The organism is Mesorhizobium opportunistum WSM2075 (genome assembly GCF_000176035.2).
Taxonomy (GTDB): domain Bacteria; phylum Pseudomonadota; class Alphaproteobacteria; order Rhizobiales; family Rhizobiaceae; genus Mesorhizobium; species Mesorhizobium opportunistum.
Map to the genome: position 1 here is coordinate 3,958,615 of NC_015675.1, position 21,668 is coordinate 3,980,282.

Annotated in this window: 19 protein-coding genes; 12 read left to right on the forward strand and 7 right to left on the reverse strand. The window is 63.4% G+C overall.

The genetic code is table 11. The features are described 5' to 3' along the window. Positions 1-52 precede the first annotated feature (52 nt). Positions 53-187: an entericidin A/B family lipoprotein gene (locus MESOP_RS19095; protein WP_013894983.1), complete on the forward strand. Its 135-nt coding sequence runs from the start codon at positions 53-55 to the stop codon at positions 185-187. 100 nt (positions 188-287) lie between these two features. Here MESOP_RS19095 and MESOP_RS19100 read toward each other — a convergent pair whose 3' ends face one another. Further along, complete coding sequence (locus MESOP_RS19100; protein WP_013894984.1) at positions 288-986, reverse strand: corrinoid protein; 699 nt, start codon at positions 984-986, stop codon at positions 288-290. A 290-nt stretch (positions 987-1,276) separates the two neighbouring features. On the opposite strand from MESOP_RS19100, the gene MESOP_RS19105 reads away from it, so the two are divergent. The 7 genes from MESOP_RS19105 (at position 1,277) to MESOP_RS35720 (ending at position 8,520) form a co-directional block, all read left to right on the forward strand. Next, positions 1,277-2,851, forward strand: coding sequence for a trimethylamine methyltransferase family protein (locus tag MESOP_RS19105; RefSeq protein ID WP_013894985.1), 1,575 nt, complete (start codon positions 1,277-1,279; stop codon positions 2,849-2,851). A gap of 97 nt (positions 2,852-2,948) precedes the next feature. Continuing rightward, on the forward strand, positions 2,949-3,629 hold the full coding sequence (locus MESOP_RS19110) for a hypothetical protein (RefSeq protein WP_013894986.1): 681 nt from the start codon (positions 2,949-2,951) through the stop codon (positions 3,627-3,629). A gap of 105 nt (positions 3,630-3,734) precedes the next feature. Further along, positions 3,735-4,472 (forward strand): dienelactone hydrolase family protein, encoded by a 738-nt coding sequence (locus MESOP_RS19115; protein ID WP_013894987.1) that lies wholly within the window; start codon positions 3,735-3,737, stop codon positions 4,470-4,472. Between the two features lie 69 nt (positions 4,473-4,541). Continuing rightward, positions 4,542-5,102 (forward strand): RNA polymerase sigma factor, encoded by a 561-nt coding sequence (locus MESOP_RS19120; protein WP_013894988.1) that lies wholly within the window; start codon positions 4,542-4,544, stop codon positions 5,100-5,102. 2 nt (positions 5,103-5,104) lie between these two features. Continuing rightward, a complete protein-coding gene (locus MESOP_RS19125) occupies positions 5,105-7,261 on the forward strand; it encodes a VWA domain-containing protein (RefSeq protein WP_013894989.1) in 2,157 nt (718 codons plus the stop codon). 158 nt (positions 7,262-7,419) lie between these two features. Then, on the forward strand, positions 7,420-8,115 hold the full coding sequence (locus tag MESOP_RS19130) for a glutamine amidotransferase-related protein (protein ID WP_013894990.1): 696 nt from the start codon (positions 7,420-7,422) through the stop codon (positions 8,113-8,115). Between the two features lie 135 nt (positions 8,116-8,250). Beyond that, a complete protein-coding gene (locus tag MESOP_RS35720) occupies positions 8,251-8,520 on the forward strand; it encodes a hypothetical protein (RefSeq protein ID WP_013894991.1) in 270 nt (89 codons plus the stop codon). A gap of 15 nt (positions 8,521-8,535) precedes the next feature. Here MESOP_RS35720 and bmt read toward each other — a convergent pair whose 3' ends face one another. Both bmt and MESOP_RS19145 read right to left on the reverse strand, forming a co-directional pair. Further along, a complete protein-coding gene (gene bmt, locus MESOP_RS19140; protein WP_013894992.1) occupies positions 8,536-9,558 on the reverse strand; it encodes a betaine--homocysteine S-methyltransferase in 1,023 nt (340 codons plus the stop codon). A gap of 128 nt (positions 9,559-9,686) precedes the next feature. Beyond that, positions 9,687-10,544 (reverse strand): helix-turn-helix domain-containing protein, encoded by an 858-nt coding sequence (locus tag MESOP_RS19145; RefSeq protein ID WP_013894993.1) that lies wholly within the window; start codon positions 10,542-10,544, stop codon positions 9,687-9,689. 229 nt (positions 10,545-10,773) lie between these two features. On the opposite strand from MESOP_RS19145, the gene MESOP_RS19150 reads away from it, so the two are divergent. Next, positions 10,774-11,784 (forward strand): fatty acid desaturase, encoded by a 1,011-nt coding sequence (locus tag MESOP_RS19150; protein WP_013894994.1) that lies wholly within the window; start codon positions 10,774-10,776, stop codon positions 11,782-11,784. 92 nt (positions 11,785-11,876) lie between these two features. Beyond that, positions 11,877-12,704 carry a phosphate/phosphite/phosphonate ABC transporter substrate-binding protein gene (locus MESOP_RS19155; protein WP_013894995.1) on the forward strand — a complete coding sequence of 276 codons (828 nt, stop codon included), beginning with the start codon at positions 11,877-11,879 and terminating at the stop codon, positions 12,702-12,704. On the opposite strand, the gene MESOP_RS19160 is transcribed toward MESOP_RS19155, so the two are convergent. From MESOP_RS19160 to MESOP_RS19175, 4 genes are all read right to left on the reverse strand, one after another. Continuing rightward, entirely contained in the window at positions 12,669-14,024 is a 1,356-nt protein-coding gene (locus MESOP_RS19160; protein ID WP_013894996.1) for a M24 family metallopeptidase, read from the reverse strand. The genes MESOP_RS19155 and MESOP_RS19160 overlap by 36 nt on opposite strands. Before the next feature lie 9 nt (positions 14,025-14,033). Further along, on the reverse strand, positions 14,034-16,616 hold the full coding sequence (locus MESOP_RS19165) for a GcvT family protein (RefSeq protein WP_013894997.1): 2,583 nt from the start codon (positions 16,614-16,616) through the stop codon (positions 14,034-14,036). Beyond that, the gene (locus tag MESOP_RS19170; protein ID WP_013894998.1) at positions 16,613-17,098 is read right to left on the reverse strand and encodes an endonuclease domain-containing protein; all 486 of its coding nucleotides are present in this window, start codon (positions 17,096-17,098) and stop codon (positions 16,613-16,615) included. Before MESOP_RS19170 ends, MESOP_RS19165 begins: the two co-directional genes overlap by 4 nt. Before the next feature lie 378 nt (positions 17,099-17,476). Then, the gene (locus MESOP_RS19175) at positions 17,477-19,054 is read right to left on the reverse strand and encodes a trimethylamine methyltransferase family protein (protein ID WP_013894999.1); all 1,578 of its coding nucleotides are present in this window, start codon (positions 19,052-19,054) and stop codon (positions 17,477-17,479) included. A gap of 255 nt (positions 19,055-19,309) precedes the next feature. Between MESOP_RS19175 and MESOP_RS19180 the strand changes: the two genes are divergently transcribed. Further along, the gene (locus tag MESOP_RS19180) at positions 19,310-20,491 is read left to right on the forward strand and encodes an MFS transporter (protein ID WP_013895000.1); all 1,182 of its coding nucleotides are present in this window, start codon (positions 19,310-19,312) and stop codon (positions 20,489-20,491) included. Next, positions 20,488-21,651 (forward strand): MFS transporter, encoded by a 1,164-nt coding sequence (locus tag MESOP_RS19185; RefSeq protein ID WP_013895001.1) that lies wholly within the window; start codon positions 20,488-20,490, stop codon positions 21,649-21,651. The genes MESOP_RS19180 and MESOP_RS19185 overlap by 4 nt, the downstream gene beginning before the upstream one ends. The last annotated feature ends 17 nt before the right edge of the window (positions 21,652-21,668 follow it).

Below are 21,668 nucleotides of genomic sequence, written 5' to 3' on the forward strand. Positions count from 1 at the left end.
GCCGGCCTTCGTTGCTGTGGGGTTAATTTATCTTTTGAGGGAGACACCATCCATGAAACTGCTACGCATCGCACCAATCGCCATTCTTGCCTGTGCGCTGGCCCTTACGGCTTGCGCGAACACCGTCCGCGGCGTCGGCAAGGACGTCAAGTCGACGGCCAGGGCGGTCAAGGACACCGTCAACTGATCGGCAGCCCCGCCCGTCATTTGGGAACAAAAAAGCCGCGCTGCAAGGCGCGGCTCTTTCCATTGGCCATGCCGGCCACTGTCCATGCCGGATTGGCCAATCAGGACGCAGCGCGCACATTGTGCTTGCGCTTCATGTAGTCCTTGGCGGTCTCGACCGCCACGGCGGCATCGCGGCAATAGGCGTCGGCGCCGACGGCCTTGCCGAATTCCTCGTTGAGCGGCGCGCCGCCAACCAGCACGACATAATCATCGCGAATGCCCTTTTCCTTCATCGTGTCGATGACGACCTTCATATAGGGCATGGTCGTGGTCAGCAGCGCCGACATGCCGATGATGTCGGGCTGGTGCTGCTCGATGGCATCGAGATATTTCTCGACCGCGTTGTTGATGCCGAGGTCGATGACGTCGAAGCCGGCTCCTTCCATCATCATACCGACCAGGTTCTTGCCGATGTCGTGGATGTCGCCCTTGACGGTGCCGATCACCATCTTGCCCTGCTTGGGCGCGCCGGTGGCGGCCAGCAGCGGCCGCAGGATGAACATGCCGGCCTTCATGGCGTTGGCCGACAACAGCACCTCGGGAACGAACAGGATGCCGTCGCGGAAATCCTCGCCGACGATGCGCATGCCTTCGACCAGCGCCTCGGTCAGCACCTTGTAGGGCACCCAGCCGCGCTCGAGCAGGATCCGCGTGCCTTCCTCGATCTCTTCCTTCAGCCCGTCATAGAGATCGTCGTGCATCTGCTGCACCAACTCCTCGTCGGAAAGCTCGGAAAGGATGATCTCGTCGTCGGCCATTTTGATCCAACTCCTCACGGCATCGCGACTGCGTCGCAAGGCACAACAGATTTGCGTCCATACCTAACCCGCTAGGGGCGGGTATCCATAGCTGATTTGCGACTTCCCGCAAAAGGAAAGCGACTGGAAAATCTATTGGTTTTCTTGTCGATTTTGCGACAGGCGTTGGCGCGGACGGGCCGTTTCGAATAGGGTGCATGGCTACGATCCGGCGAAAGCCGCGCCATGCGGCCGCAACGGCTACGGACCGGTCCATATCGAGGCCCGGCCATATTCAGGGAAGAGCGATCATGAGCGAACACGCGGCAGTCGACCAGGAAGCGTCAAACGCGCGGCGTGGGCGAGGCGCCAGCGGTGGAGCGGCGGCCAGGCGCGCGGCGCGCTCCGGCGGCGGCCCCGGCACGCAGCTCACCTACATCAAGCGCAAGATCAACGTCTATGAGGTGCTCAACGAAGAGGGCCTGGCGCTGATCGAGAAGAACACCGACACGGTGCTGGAAGAAATCGGCATCATTTTTCGCGATGACGCCGAAGCGCTGCAGCTTTGGAAAGAGGCGGGCGCCGACGTCAAAGGCGAGCGCGTGCATTTCCCGAAAGGTCTCTGCCGCTCGCTGCTGAAGACAGCGCCGTCCGTCTACACCCAGCATGCCCGCAATTCCGAACGCTCGGTGCAGATCGGCGGCAATGCCACCGTGTTCGCGCCGGTCTACGGCCCGCCCTTCGTGCGCGACCTCGACGGCGTCAGGCGTTATGCGACGATCGAGGATTTCCGGAATTTCGTGAAGCTCGCCTATATGGCGCCGTCGATCCACCATTCGGGCGGCACGGTGTGCGAGCCTGTCGACGTGCCGGTCAACAAGCGCCACCTCGACATGATCTACAGCCACATCAAATATTCCGACAAGCCGTTCATGGGCTCGGTGACCGCGCCGGAGCGCGCCGAGGATACGGTGGCCATGGCCAAGCTCGTGTTCGGCGACGATTTCGTCGAGAACAACACGGTGCTGACCAGCCTGATCAACGCCAACTCGCCGATGGTGTTCGACGAGACCATGCTGGGCGCGCTCAAGGTCTATTCGCGCCACAACCAGGCCTGCATCGTCACGCCGTTCATTCTGGCCGGCGCGATGAGCCCGGTGACGGTTGCCGGCACGCTGACGCAGGTCCTGGCAGAGGTGCTCGCCGGCGCATCGTTCACGCAGCTGATCCGGCCGGGCGCGCCGGTGCTGTTCGGCACCTTCGCCTCGTCGATCTCGATGCAGTCGGGCGCACCGACCTTCGGCACGCCGGAGCCGTCGCTGGTCTCCTATGGCGCGGCACAGCTCGCACGCCGCCTCGGCCTGCCGTTCCGCACCGGCGGTTCGCTCTGCGCCTCGAAAATCCCCGACGCGCAGGCGGCCTACGAGAGCGCCAACACGCTGAACTCAACCATCCTGGCCGGCACCAATTTCGTGCTGCATTCGGCCGGCTGGCTCGAGGGTGGGCTGGCCTCCTGCTACGAAAAATTCATGATGGATATCGACCAGCTCGGCATGACGCAGAAATTCTCCGAGGGCGTCGATCTGTCGGAGAACGGCCAGGCGATGGACGCCATCCGCCAGGTCGGACCGGGCAGCCACTATCTCGGCTGCGACCACACGCAGGCGAATTTCCAGACCGCCTTCTACCGCTCCAACATCGCCGACAACAATTCCTATGAGCAGTGGCTGGCCGAGGGCGAGAAGACCGCGCCGCAGCGCGCCAACGAACTCGCGCGCCGCTGGCTGGAAAGCTACGAGGCGCCGCATCTCGATCCGAGCATCGACGAGGCCCTGAAGGACTTCATCGCCAAGAAGAAGGGGTCGATGCCCGACGCCTTCACGTGAAAGGAGCCCGAGTCAGGCGGGGCTAAAGTCGCCAACATCATCCACAAGGAAGTCTGGCGGAGCGCGTTCTCCGATCCGGTCAAGAAGGAATGATGTTGTGCGCGGCATGATCGAGGAGATCACGGCCGCGCTTGGCGCCAATGGCCTCATTCTGCGTGGTGGCTTTGCTTTTGCAAACAGCAATGAGGCACCTGATGGCGTCTCGGGCGCGCCGGCAAAATCCGTCTTGCTGGTGGGGCAGGCGGGTTCGGCCCCCTGGCCGCATTTCCTGCGCTGGCGCGAGCAGCAGCCACAGCAAATCGCCAATCCGCTCGACACCTGGTCGCGGCAGGTTATCGGCGCGGTGGCGGAGACATTCGGTGCTCGGGCTGTTTCGCCCTCGGACAAGCCTTATTTGCCATTCCAGGGATGGGCAATGCGGGCGGAGGGGCTGAAGCCGTCGCCGCTCGGCATCCTCATGCACCCGCAATACGGGCTTTGGCATGCCTATCGCGGCGCGCTGCTGTTCGAGGACGAGATCGCGCTTCCGGAGCATGACGAGGCGATCCATCTTTGCGACAGCTGTGTCGAGAAACCGTGCCTGAAATCCTGTCCGGTCGACGCTTATTCCGCTGACGGGTTCGCCCACCAGGCCTGCCTGGCGCATGTGCGGGGAGCGAATGGCGGGCCGTGCCGCGGCGGCGGCTGCCTGGACCGCAATGCCTGCCCCTATGGTACGGCCTATCGCTATCCTCCCGAAGTCCAGGCCTTCCACATGGCGAGCTTTGCACGCCTGTAGATCCAGGCGGCGTGTCGCACGAAATCTTGAACGCGCCGGTCTTCGTTGCGCCTTGCCCATCCGCCCGGCGCCGATATGTATCGCTCGACACTCAGCGGAGCAGCGATGACAAAGCAGGACCTTGAGATCAAAACCGGGGATGGCATTGCCAAGGCAGGGCTGTTCCGCCCGGCGGACGCTTCTCGAGCCAAGGCCGGCGTGGTGCTCTATATGGATGCGTTCGGGCCACGGCTAGCGCTCTACGGCATGGCCGAGCGGCTGGCGAACGAAGATTATGCGGTGCTGGTACCCGACCTGTTCTATCGCAATGCACCCTACGGACCCTTCGATGCAAAGACCGCTTTTTCCGTGGAGCATACCAAGACGGCGCTGACGGCGCTGATCAGCGGCACGACGCAGGAGATGACGATCCGCGACAGCGGCGCCTTCCTCGATGCGCTCGCCGCGGAAGGCGTCACCGGGCCGGTCGGGACAATCGGCTACTGCATGGGCGGCGCGCGGGCGCTGAACGCGGCCGCGAGCTACCCCGATCGCATCGCCGTGACAGCGAGCTTCCATGGCGGCAATCTGGCCAGCGACGCCGCCGACAGCCCGCATCGCAAGGCGGCCTCGATCAAGGCGCGTGTCTATGTCGGCACGGCCGGTATCGACAGGAGTTTCCCGCCGGAACAGTCGGGGCGGCTGGAGGAGGCGCTCAGAGCAGCGGAAGTCGATCATACGATCGAGAACTATGTCGGCATGGCGCATGGCTGGTGCGTGCCGGACCACAGCGTCTTTGATGCTGCCGGCGCGGAGCGGCATTGGAAACGGCTGACCACCCTGTTTGCGGAAACGCTGGGCTAGGACCGCGGCCAAAAAAATCTTTGCATCACCCCAAGGATCAGCCATTAGCCTTCGTCCAACAGGCAAATGATGGCGATGATGCTGGATGAGAGCGAAGCCTCCGACGCCGAACTGATCGGGCGGGCGAAGGGCGGAGACAGGGGGGCTTTCGGCACATTGCTGGAGCGTCACTACGACTTCGTCTATCGTGCCGCCTATCGCTGGTGCGGCAAGAAGGCGGATGCCGAAGACATCGCCCAGGAAGTCTGCGTGCGGCTCGGCAAGGCGATCCGCGACTATCGCGGCGGCGGCGCCTTCACGACATGGCTCTATTCCGTGACGATGAACGCCGCGCGCGACATGATGCGCAAGAGCGCGCGCGAGACGGTCAAGACCGAGGCCTACGGCGTTCATGCGCTGATCTCCGGCGAGGCCTTGGCCGAGAGCGAGGATCCCGCCGAGGCCCTGTGGGCAGCGGTGCGGCAGTTGCCGGACAAGCAGCGCGACGCGGTGCTGCTGGTCTATGGCGAGGGATTGAACCACGCGGCCGCCGCGGAGGCGATGGCGATCTCGGAGACGACGGTTTCCTGGCACATCCATGAAGCGAAGAAACGGCTGAAGACGCTGATGCGTTCGGCCGGGGAAGTGTGACCATGGTCGACGACAAAGAACTCAAGAGACTGCGCGATGCGGCAGTACCGGCACCTGGCGAAAGCGCGAAGGCTCGCGCCTTCGAAGCCGCCATGCGTGCCTATGATCAGGAAAATATTTCCGCCGTCACCCAAGGATCGGCTGGCGGTCTTCGTCTCACAGAGCGAGCACAAAAGCTCTGGAGCGAGATCATGCAAAAGAAACTCATTGCCACGCCGGCCCTTGCCGGGCTCGTCGCCCTGCCGATCGCCGGATACGCCACCTTCCATCTCCTGAGGGAACAGCCGCCTAAATTCGGCGGCGACGAGAAGATCACCGAGACGCTGGCCGACAAGCCGGCGACCGTGAAGCCGTTGGCCAAGCAGGCGCCGGGAGATCAGGCGGTCAACGGGCCGCTCGCAACGAGCTTGCCGGAGAAAGACAAGAAGGCGGACGCGGATGTGGAAAGCCGCGATGCGACGGATGCCCTTGTGGCACCGGCATCGCCGCCGAAATCCGAACCCACTGTTGCTGGAGGTTTGGCGCAGCAGAATGCCCAGGGACAGGTTGCGCCGGCTGAACCGGCACCGGCGCGGAGCGGCGGCCAAAGAGTAATCATGTCCTTGACGCCACCTCCACAGGCAGATGGCACCACGTCACGGATCGCCCGCATGCCTGCCGCCGAGTCCAAGCTGATGACGCCGCAACAACCTGCCACCGCACCGGCCGATCAGATCGCGCCGCAGGAGGAAAACCGCGACCGCGTCCAGGATTTCAAGACCAATCCGGTGCATGCGGCCCTTGAAGACCCGGTCTCGACCTTTTCGATCGATGTCGACACCGCCTCCTATTCCTTCGTGCGCCGTTCGCTGAAGGAAGGCTTCGTGCCGCAGGCCGACACGGTGCGCGTCGAGGAGATGATCAACTACTTCCCCTATGACTGGAAGGGGCCGGACTCCGCGTCGACGCCGTTCAACTCGACCGTCAGCGTCATGCCGACGCCGTGGAACACGCACACCAAGCTGATGCACGTCGCCATCAAGGGCTTTGACGTCAAGCCGACCGAGCAGCCGAAGGCCAATCTGGTGTTCCTGATCGACGTCTCGGGCTCGATGGACGAACCGGACAAGCTGCCGCTGCTCAAGTCTGCGTTCCGGCTGCTGGTCAGCAAGCTGAAGGCCGACGACACCATCTCGATCGTCACCTATGCGGGTGATGCCGGCACAGTGCTGATGCCGACGAAAATTGCCGAGAAGGACAAGATCCTCAATGCCATCGACAATTTGCAGCCGGGCGGCTCGACCGCCGGCGAGGCCGGCATCAAGGAAGCCTACAAGCTTGCCCAGCAGTCCTTCATCAAGGATGGCGTCAACCGCGTGATGCTTGCCACCGACGGCGACTTCAATGTCGGTCAGACCGACGATGACGACCTGAAGCGGCTGATCGAGCAGGAGCGCAAGACCGGGGTTTTCCTGTCGGTGTTCGGCTTTGGCCGCGGCAATCTGAACGATGAGATGATGCAGACCATCGCTCAGAACGGCAACGGTACGGCCGCCTATATCGATACGCTGGCCGAGGCGGAAAAAGTGCTGGTCGAGGATGCCTCCTCGACGCTGTTCACCATCGCCAAGGACGTGAAGATCCAGGTCGAGTTCAATCCCGACAAGGTTTCGGAATACCGGCTGATCGGCTATGAGACCCGGGCGCTGAATCGCGAGGATTTCAACAATGACCGCGTCGATGCCGGCGATATCGGCTCTGGCCATTCGGTCACCGCGATCTACGAGATCACGCCCAAGGGCGGCGGCGGCGAGCAGATCGATCCGCTGCGCTACGGGCAGGCGGGGGTGAACAATGGCGGCGTCGCCAATGCGGACGAGTATGCCTTCGTCAAGATCCGCTACAAGTTGCCGAACGAAGACGTCTCGAAGCTGATCACCACGCCGGTGACCTCGGCCAACGAGGTCGCGTCCTTCGACCAGGCCAGCACCGACCAGCGCTTCTCCGTCGCCGTCGCGGCCTTCGGCCAAAAACTGCGCGACGAGGATGCGACCGCGAAGTTCGGCTACGACAAGATCATGGAGATTGCCACCGCCGCCCGAGGAGCCGACCCGTTTGGGTACAGGTCCGAGTTCCTTTCGCTTGTGCGCCTTGCCTCGGCGCTGGGCGGTAACCGGTAGTGGCAATACAGCCGGTTCCTTTCAGACGGGGGTCGTTCTGATACGGGGAACCGGCTACGGGCGGGTGAGGCAGGCCGGCGAGGGGTTCATTCCCTTGCCGGCCTTTTTCGGTTGCGCCACGGTCTTGCGCCAACCATTCTGGCGGGGGAGGCAGAACCATGAAGAAACGCGTTGTTCTGGTGCGGCACAGCGATGAACCCGCTGACGATCGTGTGTTCGCCTATCTCTCACAAAACGGTTACGAGCCTGTGTTGCGTAGAGCCTATGCAGGAGAGACGTTGGATGCCGATGAAGGTGTCGCAGGCGGCGTCGTCTACGGCGGCATGTACAATGTCTACGACACGTCGCTGCATCCGTTCTTGCTGGATGAGTACCGATTTATCGACTTCTGCATGAATGCCGATATCCCCTTGCTCGGCATCTGCCAGGGCGCGCAGGAGATAGCCTGGCATCGCGGTGCCCAAGTCGGTCCTCCGACAAACGGGGTGCATGAATTTGGCTGCTATCCACTTTATCCGACCGCGGGAGCCGAAGATTTCCTGCCCGCGCCGATCCATGTGACACAGTCACACTGGCATGGCTTCGAATTGCCGAAGGGCGCACAGCACCTTGCCTCGAGCGACCTGTTTCCCAATCAGGCTTTCCGTATCGGCGACAAGGTCTACGGTCTGCAATTCCATGCGGAAGTCACACCGACCGGTTTTGGGCGCGTGCAGAACCGTCCTGGCGCGAACTATGACAAGCCGGGCGCACAGACGCGCGAGGAGCAGGACCATCTCATGAGCCTGCACGATGCAGAGCAAGCCGCCTGGTTCAATGGCTTCCTGCGGACGCTTTTTCCGCCATTGATTTAGCTGCCTTCGAGAAGGGTGATGCCGTGGGGTTGGCACTATCTGCCGGATCGTTAAATTGCGCTCGATTTCCGGTACCGGATCGCAACTCCCCTCACGTTACACCGGCCATGTCTACGGGGCTTGAGGGAGCCGGAATTGCAGATCAGGACTATCGCCAACTCGACACCGCCGGCACGAGACGCTTCGGCGGTTTCATCAGCCCCATCATCTGAATCCAAGCGTATCAGCGACGATGTCGCGCAGGCGCGCAACACCGCCATGTCGGCGCTGACCAACGACCGCTTCCGCGTCATGCTGGAGCAGATCACCGACCCGGTTTCATCCGGCGCGCTGATGACGATGCGCGGCGACAATGTGGTCGATTTCAAGTCGGCGCAGTCGAGCTACGCCGACAACAGCGAATAATCGAGCCCGCTAAAGTCAGGCCCGGCTGCGGCGACGCTCGCGGCGGGCTTCGCTGGTCTCGGCGGTGTTTTGCGTCGCCACCTTGTTGCGCATCGGGCCGATGCGCTCGACAATTTTCTCAACTGTCGGACGATCCGCCTTGGTATGCGCATCGAGCGCCTTGCGCATCGCGGCAAGGTGCTGGAACGAGGTGCCGCAGCAGCCGCCGACAATCTTGGCGCCGGCATCGACGGCGAGACGGACATAATCGGCCATCAGTTCCGGCGTGCCGGAATAGTGGATCTCGGCGCCACGGAATTCGGGAATGCCGCAATTGCCCTTGACGATCACCGTCGCCTCCGGCTTCGCGTCGGTCATGTCGAGCAGCGAGGCGAGGATATCGGAGGCGCCGACGCCGCAATTGGCGCCAACGCCGAGCGGCGATTGCGACAAGCCGTCGGTGACGCCGTGGATGTCTTTCGGCAGCAGGCCCATCATGGTGCGGCCGGCGGTGTCGAACGAGCCGGTGTAGGTGTAGGGCAGGCCGACACGGATCGCCGCTTCGGCGGCGGCGCGGATCTCGTCGGGCGCCGACATGGTTTCGATCCAGGCGACTTCGGCGCCGCCTTCCTTGAGACCCTCGATCTGCTCGGCGAAGGCGTCGACCGCTTCGTCATAGGTCATGGCGCCAAGCGGCATCAGCAATTCGCCGGTCGGGCCGACGGAGCCGGCGACGATCACCTTGCGGCCGGCCTTGTCGGCGACAGCACGGGCGATCTCGGCGGCGCGCTTGTTCAGCGCATGCACGCGGTCCTGCGCATGATGCAGCTTCAGCCGGTGACGGGTGCCCCCGAAGGAGTTGGTGAGGATGATGTCGGCGCCGGCATCGACGAAGTTCTGGTGCAGGCTGGTGATGGTGTCGGGCGCCGTCTCGTTCAGCAGCTCCGGCGCCTCGCCGGCTTCCAGACCCATGGCGAACAAATTGGTGCCGGTGGCGCCATCGGCCAGCAGCACGCCTTTTTCAGCCAGCAGCGCATCGATCGGGTTGGTGGTCGTCATCGGATTGGCTTTCGTGTTTGAATTCGAATAAGGATATAAAGAAGTCTTTATGTCTAGTCAATGAAATAGCAGTGAGATTGCCGGTGGCAGGAGCCGGTGGCGATAGCCTGCTCACCGCGCCGCTGTGATCAGACAACGCCTGACGGGAACGCCATGCCGGCCAGATTGCGCGCGAAGCTTGCTGCCTCATGCGGGTTGATGTCGGCGGCTCGGATCAGATTGTCGAAGTGCCGGGTCAGCGCCTGGACCGGCTGTGTGGCGTTCAGCACCACATACATGTCGCCGACATAGATGGCGGCGCGATAAGGACCGAAGATGGTGAGCGGGATCGAATAGCGCATGCGGCCGTCATAGAGAAATAGGCGAAAGGTCGGGTAGAGATCGTCAAGTAGCGTCGCCATATGGGCGAGCTGCTGCCGGCGGTCGGCCTCCGGAAAGCGGTCCCAGACGCCGAGGCCGCGCGCGAAAATCTCCAGCGTGTGGCGCGGCATGCACACTTCCATGTCGGTTTCCGGGCGCCGGTTGTATTCGATGCGGTATTGCGTCTCGCTGGCCTGCGCCAGACGGCTCCTGTTGGTGATGTTGGCCTCATAGTCGACCAGCGCATGCGTGCGCAGGAGGTCGGGAATGCCGGCCGGCACATAGCGGATCTTGGTGCCCGCGGCCTCGGCGAACCATTTGGCGAGCAGCGTTCGGTCGAAACCGTCGGGTGCCTCCTCGATCTCCAGGCTTTCGCGGATTTCACCGGTGACGCCTTCGTCCTGGCTTAAGCCCAGCAGCCAGTCGAGCGACACCTTGAATTCGGCGGCGATGTTGAGCAGCGTCTCGGCCCGCGGCAGGCGCGTCGAGGCGCCCGACATCAGCTGCGACAATGCCGAGCGATCGATGCCGACAGCGGTCGCGAAAGCCGACTGGTTGAGGTCGGAGCGTGTCAGGAGCAGCTTCAGACGCTCCCGAAAGATTGCTGACAGGTCCCGTTTGTCCATCGCTGCACTCCGCGAATCAGGAGGAAAAATTTGCGCCAAAGCGGCCGAACCGGCGCCTCAGGCGTAAATGAATCCGTAATGCTGTTTACAATGTATAACATATGCGGTCAAAAATGCGCAATCGCAACATTTTGTACACTTTGTCTCGTTGAGTGGAATCGCTTCTCCTGACACTATGCTGTCAGGAACCATTGGGGGTTCCGGCGACTGAGGGGCAGTGGTCGATAGCATGACAGGCAAGAGCATCAAGCGACGCAACGCACCGGCCATCGAATGGCCAACCGTGGTCCTCGCTTTCTTCTGTTACGGAACATGGCTCGCCATCGGTGTCCTGCTCTGGCCGTCTTATCCCATCCTGGCGCTCGCCATCCTTGGCTTTATCCTGGCACTGCAGTCGTCGATCATGCACGAAGTCCTGCATGGCCATCCGACGCGCAGCGCATCGATCAACGAGGCCTTCGTCTTCCTGCCGATCGGTCTGGTCTGGCCGTTCCGCCGCTTCAAGACGCTTCACTTGCGCCACCACGCCGATGAGCGGCTGACCGATCCGCTCGACGATCCGGAAAGCTACTATCAGGCGCTGTGGCATCATGACGACTTGCCGCCGACGATGAAGTTCCTGCTCAAGATCAACAACACGATGGTCGGCCGTTTCTTCCTCGGTCCCTGGCTGTCCTGCATCGGCTTCTTCATCGACGACGCCAAGCGTATGATTGCCGGCGACAAGGCGATCCGTAAAGCCTGGCTGCTGCATGCGGTCGGCCTCGCCATCGTGGCGCCGATCGTGCAGTTCGGCTTCGGTATTCCGCTGTGGCTCTACATTCTGGCGCCGGTCTGGCTCGGCCAGTCGCTGATCGCGATCCGCACTTTCGCCGAGCATCAATGGTCCGAGCATCCGGAGGGCCGCACGGTCATCATCGAGCGCTCGCCATTGTCGTTCCTGTTCCTCAACAACAATCTGCACTTCGTCCACCACAAGACCCCGACGGTGGCCTGGTACAGACTGCCTCAGCTGTTCCGCGAGCGTCGTGACGAATGGCTGCGGATGAACAATGGCTATGCCTACCCCAACTATTTCGCGCTGATCAAAGCCTATGCCTTCAAGGCCAAGGAGCCGATCGTGCACCCGGTGCTGCGGCGCGCGCCGGAGCCGGGCAGGGCATTCAAGCCGCGTATCCGGGCGCGCAACATCAATGGGCTCGGCACCGCGCCGGTGCCCGCCGAGCCGCCCAAGGAATAATTCCGGGCATCCTGGAAACCCGTGTCGGCCAATTCTGATTGGGCGCCGTGTTTTTGCGATCCTTTCTCGATACATCATGATTGAGTGTCGGCATGAGTGAATTGGTTGCGGCCTTGCCGATGTATGACTGGCCGGAAGTGCGTGGCGAAGTCGACGCGCAGTGGGCAGGGTTGCGCGATGTCTTCCGGCAGAGGGGCATCGACGCGCCGTCGACGATCGTTCGTCGCAATGGCGAGTTGTCGGCGGTACCAGGAGGCATCCGCGACGCCGAGGGAAAACTGATCGCGCCGGATCCGGCGACATTGCCTGCGGACGAGCTTGATTTCCATAAATTATGGCTGCATCCGGCGCTGCTCTTCGCGCAAACCTGCTGGGGTCCGATGGAGCTTGGCCTGTCCCGTCATGTGCAGGTGGTCGGCCAGCCGAGCTACGACGCCTATGAGGGCGGGCAGGGCGAGCTTTATTCCAGCGCGCTGGTGATGCGGACAGGCGAAGGGCCAGAAGTGCGATCGCCGGCGGATGGCAGGGCCTTGCTGCCGCTCGACCTGATCCGCGGCAAGCGCTTCACCTTCAACAGTCTCGATTCCATGTCGGGCATCATCGCGCTGACGCGTGATCTGGAAGCAGCTGGCGAAAGCCTCGATATCTTTTCCTCGCGCAGTGAAAGCGGCGGCCATCGCGGCTCGATCGTCACTGTGGCCGAGGGCAGGGCGGATATAGCTGCGATCGACTGCGAAAGCTGGGCGCTGGCGCAGCGTTTCGAGCCGGCGGCGCGCAAGGTCGTGATCGTCGGCTGGACGGCACGGCGCAAGGGCCTGCCCTTCATCACCGCCAGGACAACACCGGAAAAAACGATCAAAGCAATGCGTGAGGCCCTTGTAGGGTTAGCCGAGCAGCCTCGCATCCAACGGGTAGGTTGAGAGCTGCTCGTTGCCGGTCTCGGTGATCAGGATCTGCTCTTCGATCTTGACGCCCTCGCGGCCGCCGAGCCTGCCGATATAGCTTTCGACACAGAGCACCATGCCTGGCTCCAGAACGCCATCCGGCGTGTCCGGAGTCCAGTCGCTGGCATGCGGCAAGGTCGGGTATTCGTCGGCAAGGCCGACGCCGTGATAGAGCACGCCATAGCGGGTCGGGAAGCAGTCTCCCGGCGGTACCGCCGAGCGGTCGACAAGGTTTCGGAACGAGATGCCGGGACGTATCAATCCGGTGTTGTGCTGGATCTGATCGGCGGCGATACGGAAGAGGTCGCGCTGTTCGTTCGAAGGTTCTGCATCGCCGCACAGCCAGGTGCGCGACAGGTCGGCGCAGAAGCCGTAGGGCCCGATCAGGTCGGTATCGAAGGCGACGAGGTCGCCCGCCTCGATCTTGCGCGAGGAGCATTCCTGGAACCATGGATTGGTGCGCGGCCCCGAGGCCAGCAGCCGCGTCTCGATCCATTCGCCACCGCGCGCAATGTTGCCGCGATGCAGTTCCGCCCACAGTTCGTTCTCGGAGATACCGGGCGTCAATGCCTGTTCCATCTCGCCCATCGCGGCCTCGCAGGCAACGATGGCGCGGCGCATGGCGAGGATTTCGTCAGGCGATTTGATCAGCCGCGCGTTTTCCATCACCGCTTCGCCATTGCCGATCGAAATACCGAGGCGAGCGAGTTCCTCGACACCCTCCGGATCGAGGTGGTCGACGGCGATGCGGTTGTTGCCGCCGCCATGTTGCCTGACCAGGTCGGCGATGCCGGCGGCCCAGCGGCGAACCTTTTGCTCCGTGAGTTCGCCGCCATAGAGATAAATCCACGACACCGCCGGCCGCACCTCGTCGACGACACCGGAATGGTCGGACAGATGCTCGCAGGAAAAATAGTCGAACAGCACCACAGGACCTTCGGTGGCAACGAAACAATGCCGCGTCGGGTTGTGCGCGACCCATAGCTGCATGTTGGTCGAGTCGGTCGCATAGCGGATGTTGACCGGATCGTAGAGCAGGGCGCCGGCATAGCCACGGCGCTTCAACTCGGCGCGGGTGCGTTCCAGCCGGTATTGGCGCATCGCCGGCAGGTCTGGCGCGGCAATGCCTGCCGCTGCCCATTCAGCCTCTGCCTGGGCGCCATAGCCCAGCAGATGCTGGTTGAGTGAAGCCGCCTTCTGGCGGGAGGCGTCGCGCAGGGCCTCGATCAAGCCCGGCTCGAAGGGCATGATCTTACGGTGGCGGCCGAAGCCGCCTCTTGGCCCCGCGCTGTCCATGGTCGAACCTCAGCTCCGCATCTTCTCGCCGCTCGGGTCGAACGGCGCCTCGACATTGATGCGCGCCGGCCGGCGGTGTCCGAGGATCTCGATCTCGAACAGCCCGGCGCTTTCGTCCTCGGCAAGGGCTGCCGGCACATAGCCTTGCGCCATCGACTTCTGGACATAGTGGGCATAGCCGCCCGACGTCACCCAGCCGACCACGCGCCAGTCGCCATCGACAATGCCGCGCACGGCGGAAGCGCCTTCCGCGGCCTTGGAGCCACGCACTTCCTTGCCCTTGTCGTCGAAGCGCGGCGCGCCGTAGCCGTGCGGCTTTTCCACCGTGCCAAAATCCTTGCTGACCTTGGCCCAGATCGGCTCGTCGCCCATCACGTCGGCATCGGCGGCATCGACGATGAAGGAGACACGGCGCAGCTTCGGTCCTTCCGCCTGTTCCTTGGCGGCGGCCTCGCGGCCGATGAAGTCGTTCTTCTCCAGCTTGATGAAGCGGTCCATCGAACCTTCGAACGGCCCGTAGATCGGGCGCAGTTCGCGGAACCAGGTCGGGAAGTTCTTTTCGAGGCGCATGGAAAGCAGGGCGCGCATGCCGAAATCGACCAGGCCAAATTCCTCGCCGGCGTCCTTGATCGCCTTATAGACCAGCCGCTCATAGGCCGGCGCCATCCATATCTCGTAGCCGAGATCGCCGGTGTAGGTGATGCGGTTGACCATGCAGGGCGCGCCGCCGACCGCCATCTCGCGGAAATCCATGAAGCGGAAGGCTTTGGTCGAGATGTCGACATCGACCAGCTTCTGCAGCAAGTCGCGGGATTTTGGCCCGGCGATCGACAGGCCGACCAGCGTCTGGTCGAAGCGGTGTATCCGCACCTCTGACCCCCTTGGGCCATCTTTCGGCAGGTGCTTCTCGAACCAGCGCATGTGGTATTTCTGCGCGGCCGACGAGCCCCAGATCATGAAGCGGTCTTCACCCGCCTTGGCGATGGTGAAGTCGCCGATCAGCTTGCCGAATTCGTTGATCATCGGGGTGAGCACGATGCGGCCGGTTTTCGGCATGCGGTTGGTCATCAGCCGGTTGAGGAATTCTTCCGCGCCCGGGCCCGAAACTTCGTATTTAGCGAAATTGGCGATCTCGGTGACGCCGACGCGCTCACGCGTGGCGCGCACTTCCTCGCCGATCGGACCGAAATCGTTGGAGCGGTGGAAGGAAACGATATCCTTGGGCTCCTTGCCTTTCGGTGCGAACCAGAGCGGCGTTTCCAGACCCCAGCTATCGCCCATGACGGCGTTGTTGGCCAGCATCGTGTCGTAGAGCGGCGTCGTCTGCGCCGGGCGCGCCGCCGGCAATTCCTCATTGGGGAAGCGGATGGAGAAGCGGCGAGAATAGTTTTCGCGCACCTTGGCGTTGGTGTAGCGCAGGCCGGCCCACTCGCCGAAGCGGGCGACATCCATGCCCCAGACATCGAAGCCGGGATCGCCATGGACCATCCAGTTCGACAGAGCGAGACCGACGCCGCCACCCTGGCTGAAGCCGGCCATGACGGCGCAGGCGCACCAGAAATTGGTCAGGCCCTGCACCGGACCGACCAGCGGGTTGCCGTCGAGCGCGAAGGTGAAGGGGCCGTTGATGATCTGTTTGATGCCGGCCTTTTCGATGCCGGGGAAATGCTTGAAGCCGATCTCCAGCGACGGTGCGATGCGGTCGAGATCGGGCGGCAGCAGTTCATGGCCGAAATCCCAGGGCGTGTTGACCGGCGACCACGGCTTGCAGGCCTTCTCGTAGGTGCCGAGCAGGATCCCGTTGCGTTCCTGGCGCGTGTAGATCTCGCCCTTGAAGTCGAGCACGCCGATCATTTCGCGGCCGGTCGACTTGTTGAATTCCTCGACCTCGGGCATCGGCTCGGTGAGCAGGTACATGTGTTCCATGGCCAGAACCGGCAGTTCGACACCGACCATGCGGCCGATCTCGCGTGCCCACAGGCCGCCGCAGTTGACGACATGCTCGGCGTGGACCGTGCCCTGTTCGGTGACGACGTTCCAGGTGCCGTCGGGCTGCTGCGTCAGGTCGACGACGCGGTTGCGCAGCACGATCTCCGCGCCGAGCTTCTTGGCCGCCTTGGAATAGGCGATCGTCGTGCCCGACGGATCGAGATGGCCTTCGACCGGATCCCACATGGCGCCGACGAAGTTGGTCTCGTCCATCAGCGGGAACATCGCCTTGGCTTCGGACGGGGTGATCAGCTCGGTGTCCATGCCGAGATAACGGCCCTTGGCGTGGGCCAGGCGCAGGAAATCCATGCGCTCGGGCGTGTCGGCCATCATCACGCCGCCGGTCAGGTGCAGCGAGCAGGATTGGCCGGATATTTCCTCGATCTCCTTGTAGAGCTGCACGGTGTAGGCCTGCAGCTTGGCCACGTTGGGGTCGCCGTTCAGCGTGTGGAAGCCGCCCGCCGCGTGCCAGGACGAGCCGGAAGTTAGCTCCGAGCGCTCGATCAGCATGATGTCGGTCCAGCCGGCCTTGGCCAGATGGTAGAGAACCGAGCAGCCGACGACGCCGCCGCCGATGACAACCGCTTTTACATGGGATTTCATGAAGATAGGTCCGTTTTTAGAGAGATTGAATCGAGTAAGCGCGGCGTGAGGACAAAGCGGAGGTCCGATACAGCGACGTTTTCCGCCAGCCTGCCATCAAGCGCGGCAAGAATGGTTTCACAGACGGGAGTACGATGTTTCAGGACGTCGTGGCTCCAGACACGCAAGATCGAATAGCCTTCGGCGCGCATGAAATCGTCGCGGCGGCGGTCAGAGGAACTGTCTGCGTGTTGTGAGCCGTCGATCTCGACGACGAGCCATTTTTCGCGGCAAGCGAAATCGGCGAAGAAAGGGCCGATGGAGAATTGGCGGGTGAAACGATAGCCCCCAAGCTTGCGGGCTTTCAGTTCGAGCCAGAGCAATGCTTCAGCCTGATTGCCGCCTTGCCTCAGCTTTCGCGCGCGTTGAGTGGTGCCCATCTTGCGGCGGCTGCGGGTTTCACGGGCGGCTTCCCCCGCTCCGTCTCGGCTTCGCGGCGCCACCTCTCCCCCCTCCGGAGGGAGAGGAAGGGAGCCAGCCGGCATAAGCTCGCGCCTTTCCTCTACCCCGTCGATCGGGGGAGAGGTGTCGAGCGAAGCTCGACGGAGTGGGGGTCGACCGTTCATCAGATCCGCTTGATTGCCTGACTGCCTAAGCTCTCGCGCGCGTTGAGCGGTGCCCGTCTTGCGGCGGCTGGGCGCTTCGTCAACGGCTTCCCCCACTCCGTCTCGGCTTCGCCGAGCCACCTCTCCCCCCTCCGGAGGGAGAGGAAAGGTGCCAGGCTGCATAAGCTCGCGCCCTTCCTCTCCCCCGTCGATCGGGGGAGAGGTGTCGAGCGGAGCTCGACGGAGTGAGGGTCGACCGTTCATCAACGACATTGATCAGAAATCGGTCGGCGCACCGCCCTCGGAGCGGCGCTTTTCGACGAAGGCGTTGAGTTCTTCACGGATCGCCGGGTCCATGTAGGGATCTTCGTAGGATGCCAGCCGTTCCTTCCAGACCTTGTTGGCCTTTTCCAATGCCGTCGGCGATCCGGCTTCCGCCCAGGTCTCGAAGTTGCGCCAGTCGGAGAGAATTGGCGAATAGAAGGCAGTCTTGTAGCGGTCCTGCGTGTGCTGGGTGCCGAAGAAATGGCCGCCGGGTCCAACAGACTGGATGGCGTCGAAGCCGAGCGCTTCATCGGACAGGTCGAGCGGGGTCAGGAACTCCGCCACCATCTGCAACAGGTCGATGTCGAGAATGGTCTTCTCGTAGGAGCAGCGCAGGCCGCCTTCGAGCCAGCCGGCGCCGTGCATCATCAGATTGCCGCCGCCCTGGATGGCGCCCCACAGCGAGAACACGCTTTCATAGGCCGCCTGCGCGTCGACCGTGTTGGCCGCGCATGTATTGGAGGTGCGGTAGGGGATGTTGTAGCGGCGGGCAAGCTGGCCGCCGACCAATTGCGCCTTCATGTATTCGGGCGTGCCGAAGGCTGGCGAGCCGGACTTCATGTCGACATTCGAGGTGAAACCGCCATAGCCGACAGGCGCGCCTTTGCGCACCATCTGGGCAAAGGCGATGCCGGACAGCGCCTCGGCATTCTGTTGCACCAGCGCGCCGGCGATGGTGACGGGCGCCATTGCGCCCGACAGGGTGAAGGGCGTGACGACGACGACCTGGCCCTTGCTCGACATCTGGATGATCCCTTCCATCATCGGCACGTCGAGCTTGAGCGGCGAGTTGGTGTTGATGATGGTAAAGACCGATGGCTCCTCCAGCATCTGCTCATGGCTGATGCCGCGGGCGATGCGGGCGATCTCGATGCCGTCGACGTTGCGCTCCTTGCCGAGCGAATAGATGTGAAACACCTTGTCGGTCAGCGTGGCGAGGTCGCGTATGCATTCGAGGTGGCGGACCGACGGGTGGATGTCGGTCGGCTCGACCGGATAGCCGCCGGTGCAGTTCAGAATGTTGTGCATCTGCGCCAAGCGCAGGAAATTGCGGTAGTCAGCCTGATTGCCAGGGCGACGGCCGCGATCGATGTCGGAGCAGTTCGGCGCCGACGCCATCATCGACAGGATCACATTGTTGCCGCCGAAGCGGAGATTGTGCGCGGGATTGCGCGCATGCATGGTGAATTCAGACGGGCAGTGCGACACCAATTCGAGGATCATGTCGCTGTCGAAGCGCACCCGCTCGGTGCCTTCGCGCACATCCGCGCCATGCGCCTTCATGATGCGGCGGGCCTCGTCATGCAGCACGTCGACGCCGATTTCCCTGAGCACGCGCAAGGAGGCGAGGTGGATCGATTCCAGCTCGTCGTCCGAAACCAGCCTGGTCGGCGCCAGAGGGTTTTTCAGTTGGCGGAAAGGCGGCTGCTCGAACGCGGCCGAGCCTCCGGCGCGCTTTCCGGCGCGGCCGCCACGGCGGGCACGGTCGGGTGCCAAAGCCGGTTCTGCAGATTGTAGGGCGGCGGTCATGATGGTCCTCGTAGGATGCGATAGCGGGCGGCATAATGGACCGGCGGCCCGCCGACCATTGCGGAGGCGGCGACCACTAGGGCGAGGGAAGCGACATGACCGGACGGCAGCGGCGTGGCCGCGACATCGCCTCGATTATTCGACCATTGGCGCAAGCGGAATTCCCTTGCCGGCCCTTTCTTTCCCCCGGCCGAACCAGTAGCTGGTGACGCTTGCCGGCCCGGGACGCCAGCCGGCATCCACATGGATAATGACATGGTCGCAACCAGCACGAGCGAGGTCGAAGCGGGGACGCAGTGGGCAGCGCTCGCCGGCGTCACCGCAGCGCTTGCCATGTTCGGCGCCGCGCAGGGGCTGAGCTCGCCGCTGTTCACGCTCCTGATGCAGAAGCAGGGCATGTCGCCCGGGTTGATCGGCCTGTCGGCGGCGATGATGCCGCTCGGTCTGATCCTGTCGGCTTCCTTCGTGCCGGCGGCGGTGCGGCTGGTCGGGGCGCGCAACCTTGCGGTCGGCTGTTCGCTGATCGGCGCGCTGTGCTTCCTGGGCGTCGGCTATCTGCAGAATTGGGTGGCCTGGTATGTCATCCGGTTCATCATCGGCGTGGTCATCAATCCGCTCTACATCCTTGGCGAGGTCTGGGCGCTGTCGCTGGCGGCGCCATCGCGGCGAGGCCGGGTCATGGGCGTGTTCAACACGCTGATGGGCGCCGGCTATGCGGCCGGGCCCTTCACCTTGACCCTGGTCGGTACGTCGGGCTGGGCTCCCTTCAGCGTCGGCATCGGCGGCTTCGTGCTTTGCGCGGTCATTCTGCGTCTTGTCTCGTCGAGGCTCACCGGTTTCGAAGATGACGGCCAGCCCGCCGGCAGTTTTCTCAGCTTCGCCCGCCTGGCGCCGGCTCTGCTGCTGGCCGTGCTGGTCTCGGCCGCCGTCCAGCAAAGCACCTATGCGCTGGTCCCGGTCTTCGGCGCTGGTTATGGCCTGCCGGAAGCGGTGCTCGCCGCGCTGGTCATGGCGCTTTCCCTCGGCAATATCCTGCTGCAGATCCCGCTTGGCCTGCTGGCGGAGCGTTTCGGCGGCCGCCCCATGATCCTGGCCTGCGCGATGGCGACCACCGTCTGCGCGGTTCTGCTGCCGCTGCTGATCATGACGCCGCTTGTCTGGGGCGTGCTGCTGGTCATGGGCGCGGTCGGCTACGGCGTCTACACGATGGCGCTGGTCGAACTCGGCAGCCGGTTCAGGGGCACGCTGCTGGTCACCGGCAATGCGGCCTTCGCCTTGCTGTGGGGCGTTGGCGGTATTGTCGGCCCGCCGAGCGCCGGCCTGCTCATGCAGGGCATCGGCCCGCTCGGCCTGCCGATCGTGATCATCGGCCTCGACGCCTTGCTGGTGATCTTTGCACTCTATCGCTCGTCGGTCCGCCGGAGCGGGCAGACATGATCGCGGCCAGCCCCGGCAACGGCGAGACAGGGATGCAATGGGCCGCGATCACCGGCGTGATCGCGACCGTCTCGGTGTTCGCCATCGCGCAGGGGCTGTCCTATCCGCTGTTGAGCTTCATCCTGCAGCGGCAGGGCGTCTCGCCGGCGATGATCGGACTGTCGGCTGCCATGACGCCGATCGGCTTCATCGTCTCGTCGCCGCTCATTCCGGCGCTGGCACGCCGGTTCGGAGCAGGGCGCACGGCGCTCACCTGTGCGGCACTTTCGGCCGTGGTGCTGGCGCTGATCGGCTGGACGCAGAATGTCTACCTGTGGTTCCCGCTGCGTTTCCTGATCGGCGTCGTGACCAATCCGCTCTATGTTTTAAGCGAAATCTGGGTGATCGCGCTGGCGCCGCCGGCCCGGCGCGGCCGCATCATGGGCATCTATTCGACGATCATTTCGGCAGGCTTCGCGGCCGGTCCACTCTGCCTGCTTGCCGTGGGCACGCTGGGCTGGCCACCGTTTCTCGTCGGCATCTGCGCCTTCGTGCTGTGCGGCATCTGCCTGGCATCCGTGCTGCCGCGCCTGCCAAAGGTGGACGAGGCCGGGCACCAGGTTTCCGTTCTTGGCTTCGTGCCACTGGCCTGGCTGCTTTTGTTTGCGGTCATCGTGGCCGCCGGTTTCGAACAGGGCGCGCTGGCCTTGCTGCCGGTTTACGGCACGCATTACGGCATCGCCGAAGCCCGGATGTCGGCGTTGCTCACGGTGATGATTGCCGGCAACATCGCCATGCAGATGCCGCTCGGCCTGCTGGCGGAAAGGCTGACGGCGCGGTTCGTGCGGCTGGTCTGCATAAGCGCTACGGCGCTCGGATGCGCGCTGTTGCCTTTTCTCATCGAGACACCGCTGATCTGGCCGATGATCTTCATCTGGGGCGCGGTTTCGTACGGCATCTACACGATGTCGATCATCGAACTCGGCGAACGCTTCACCGGTTCGACACTGGTCGCCGGCAATGCCGCCTTTTCGCTGATGTGGGGTGTCGGCGGCATCGCCGTGCCGCCGGTGGCGGGAAGCGTCATGGATGTGCTGGGCGCGGGCGGCCTGCCGCTCACGCTTGGCCTGCTGTGCCTGGCGCTGGCGGTTGCGAGCCTCGCTGGTCGCGGGAAAGCCTGAATCCTCGGCGTCGATGC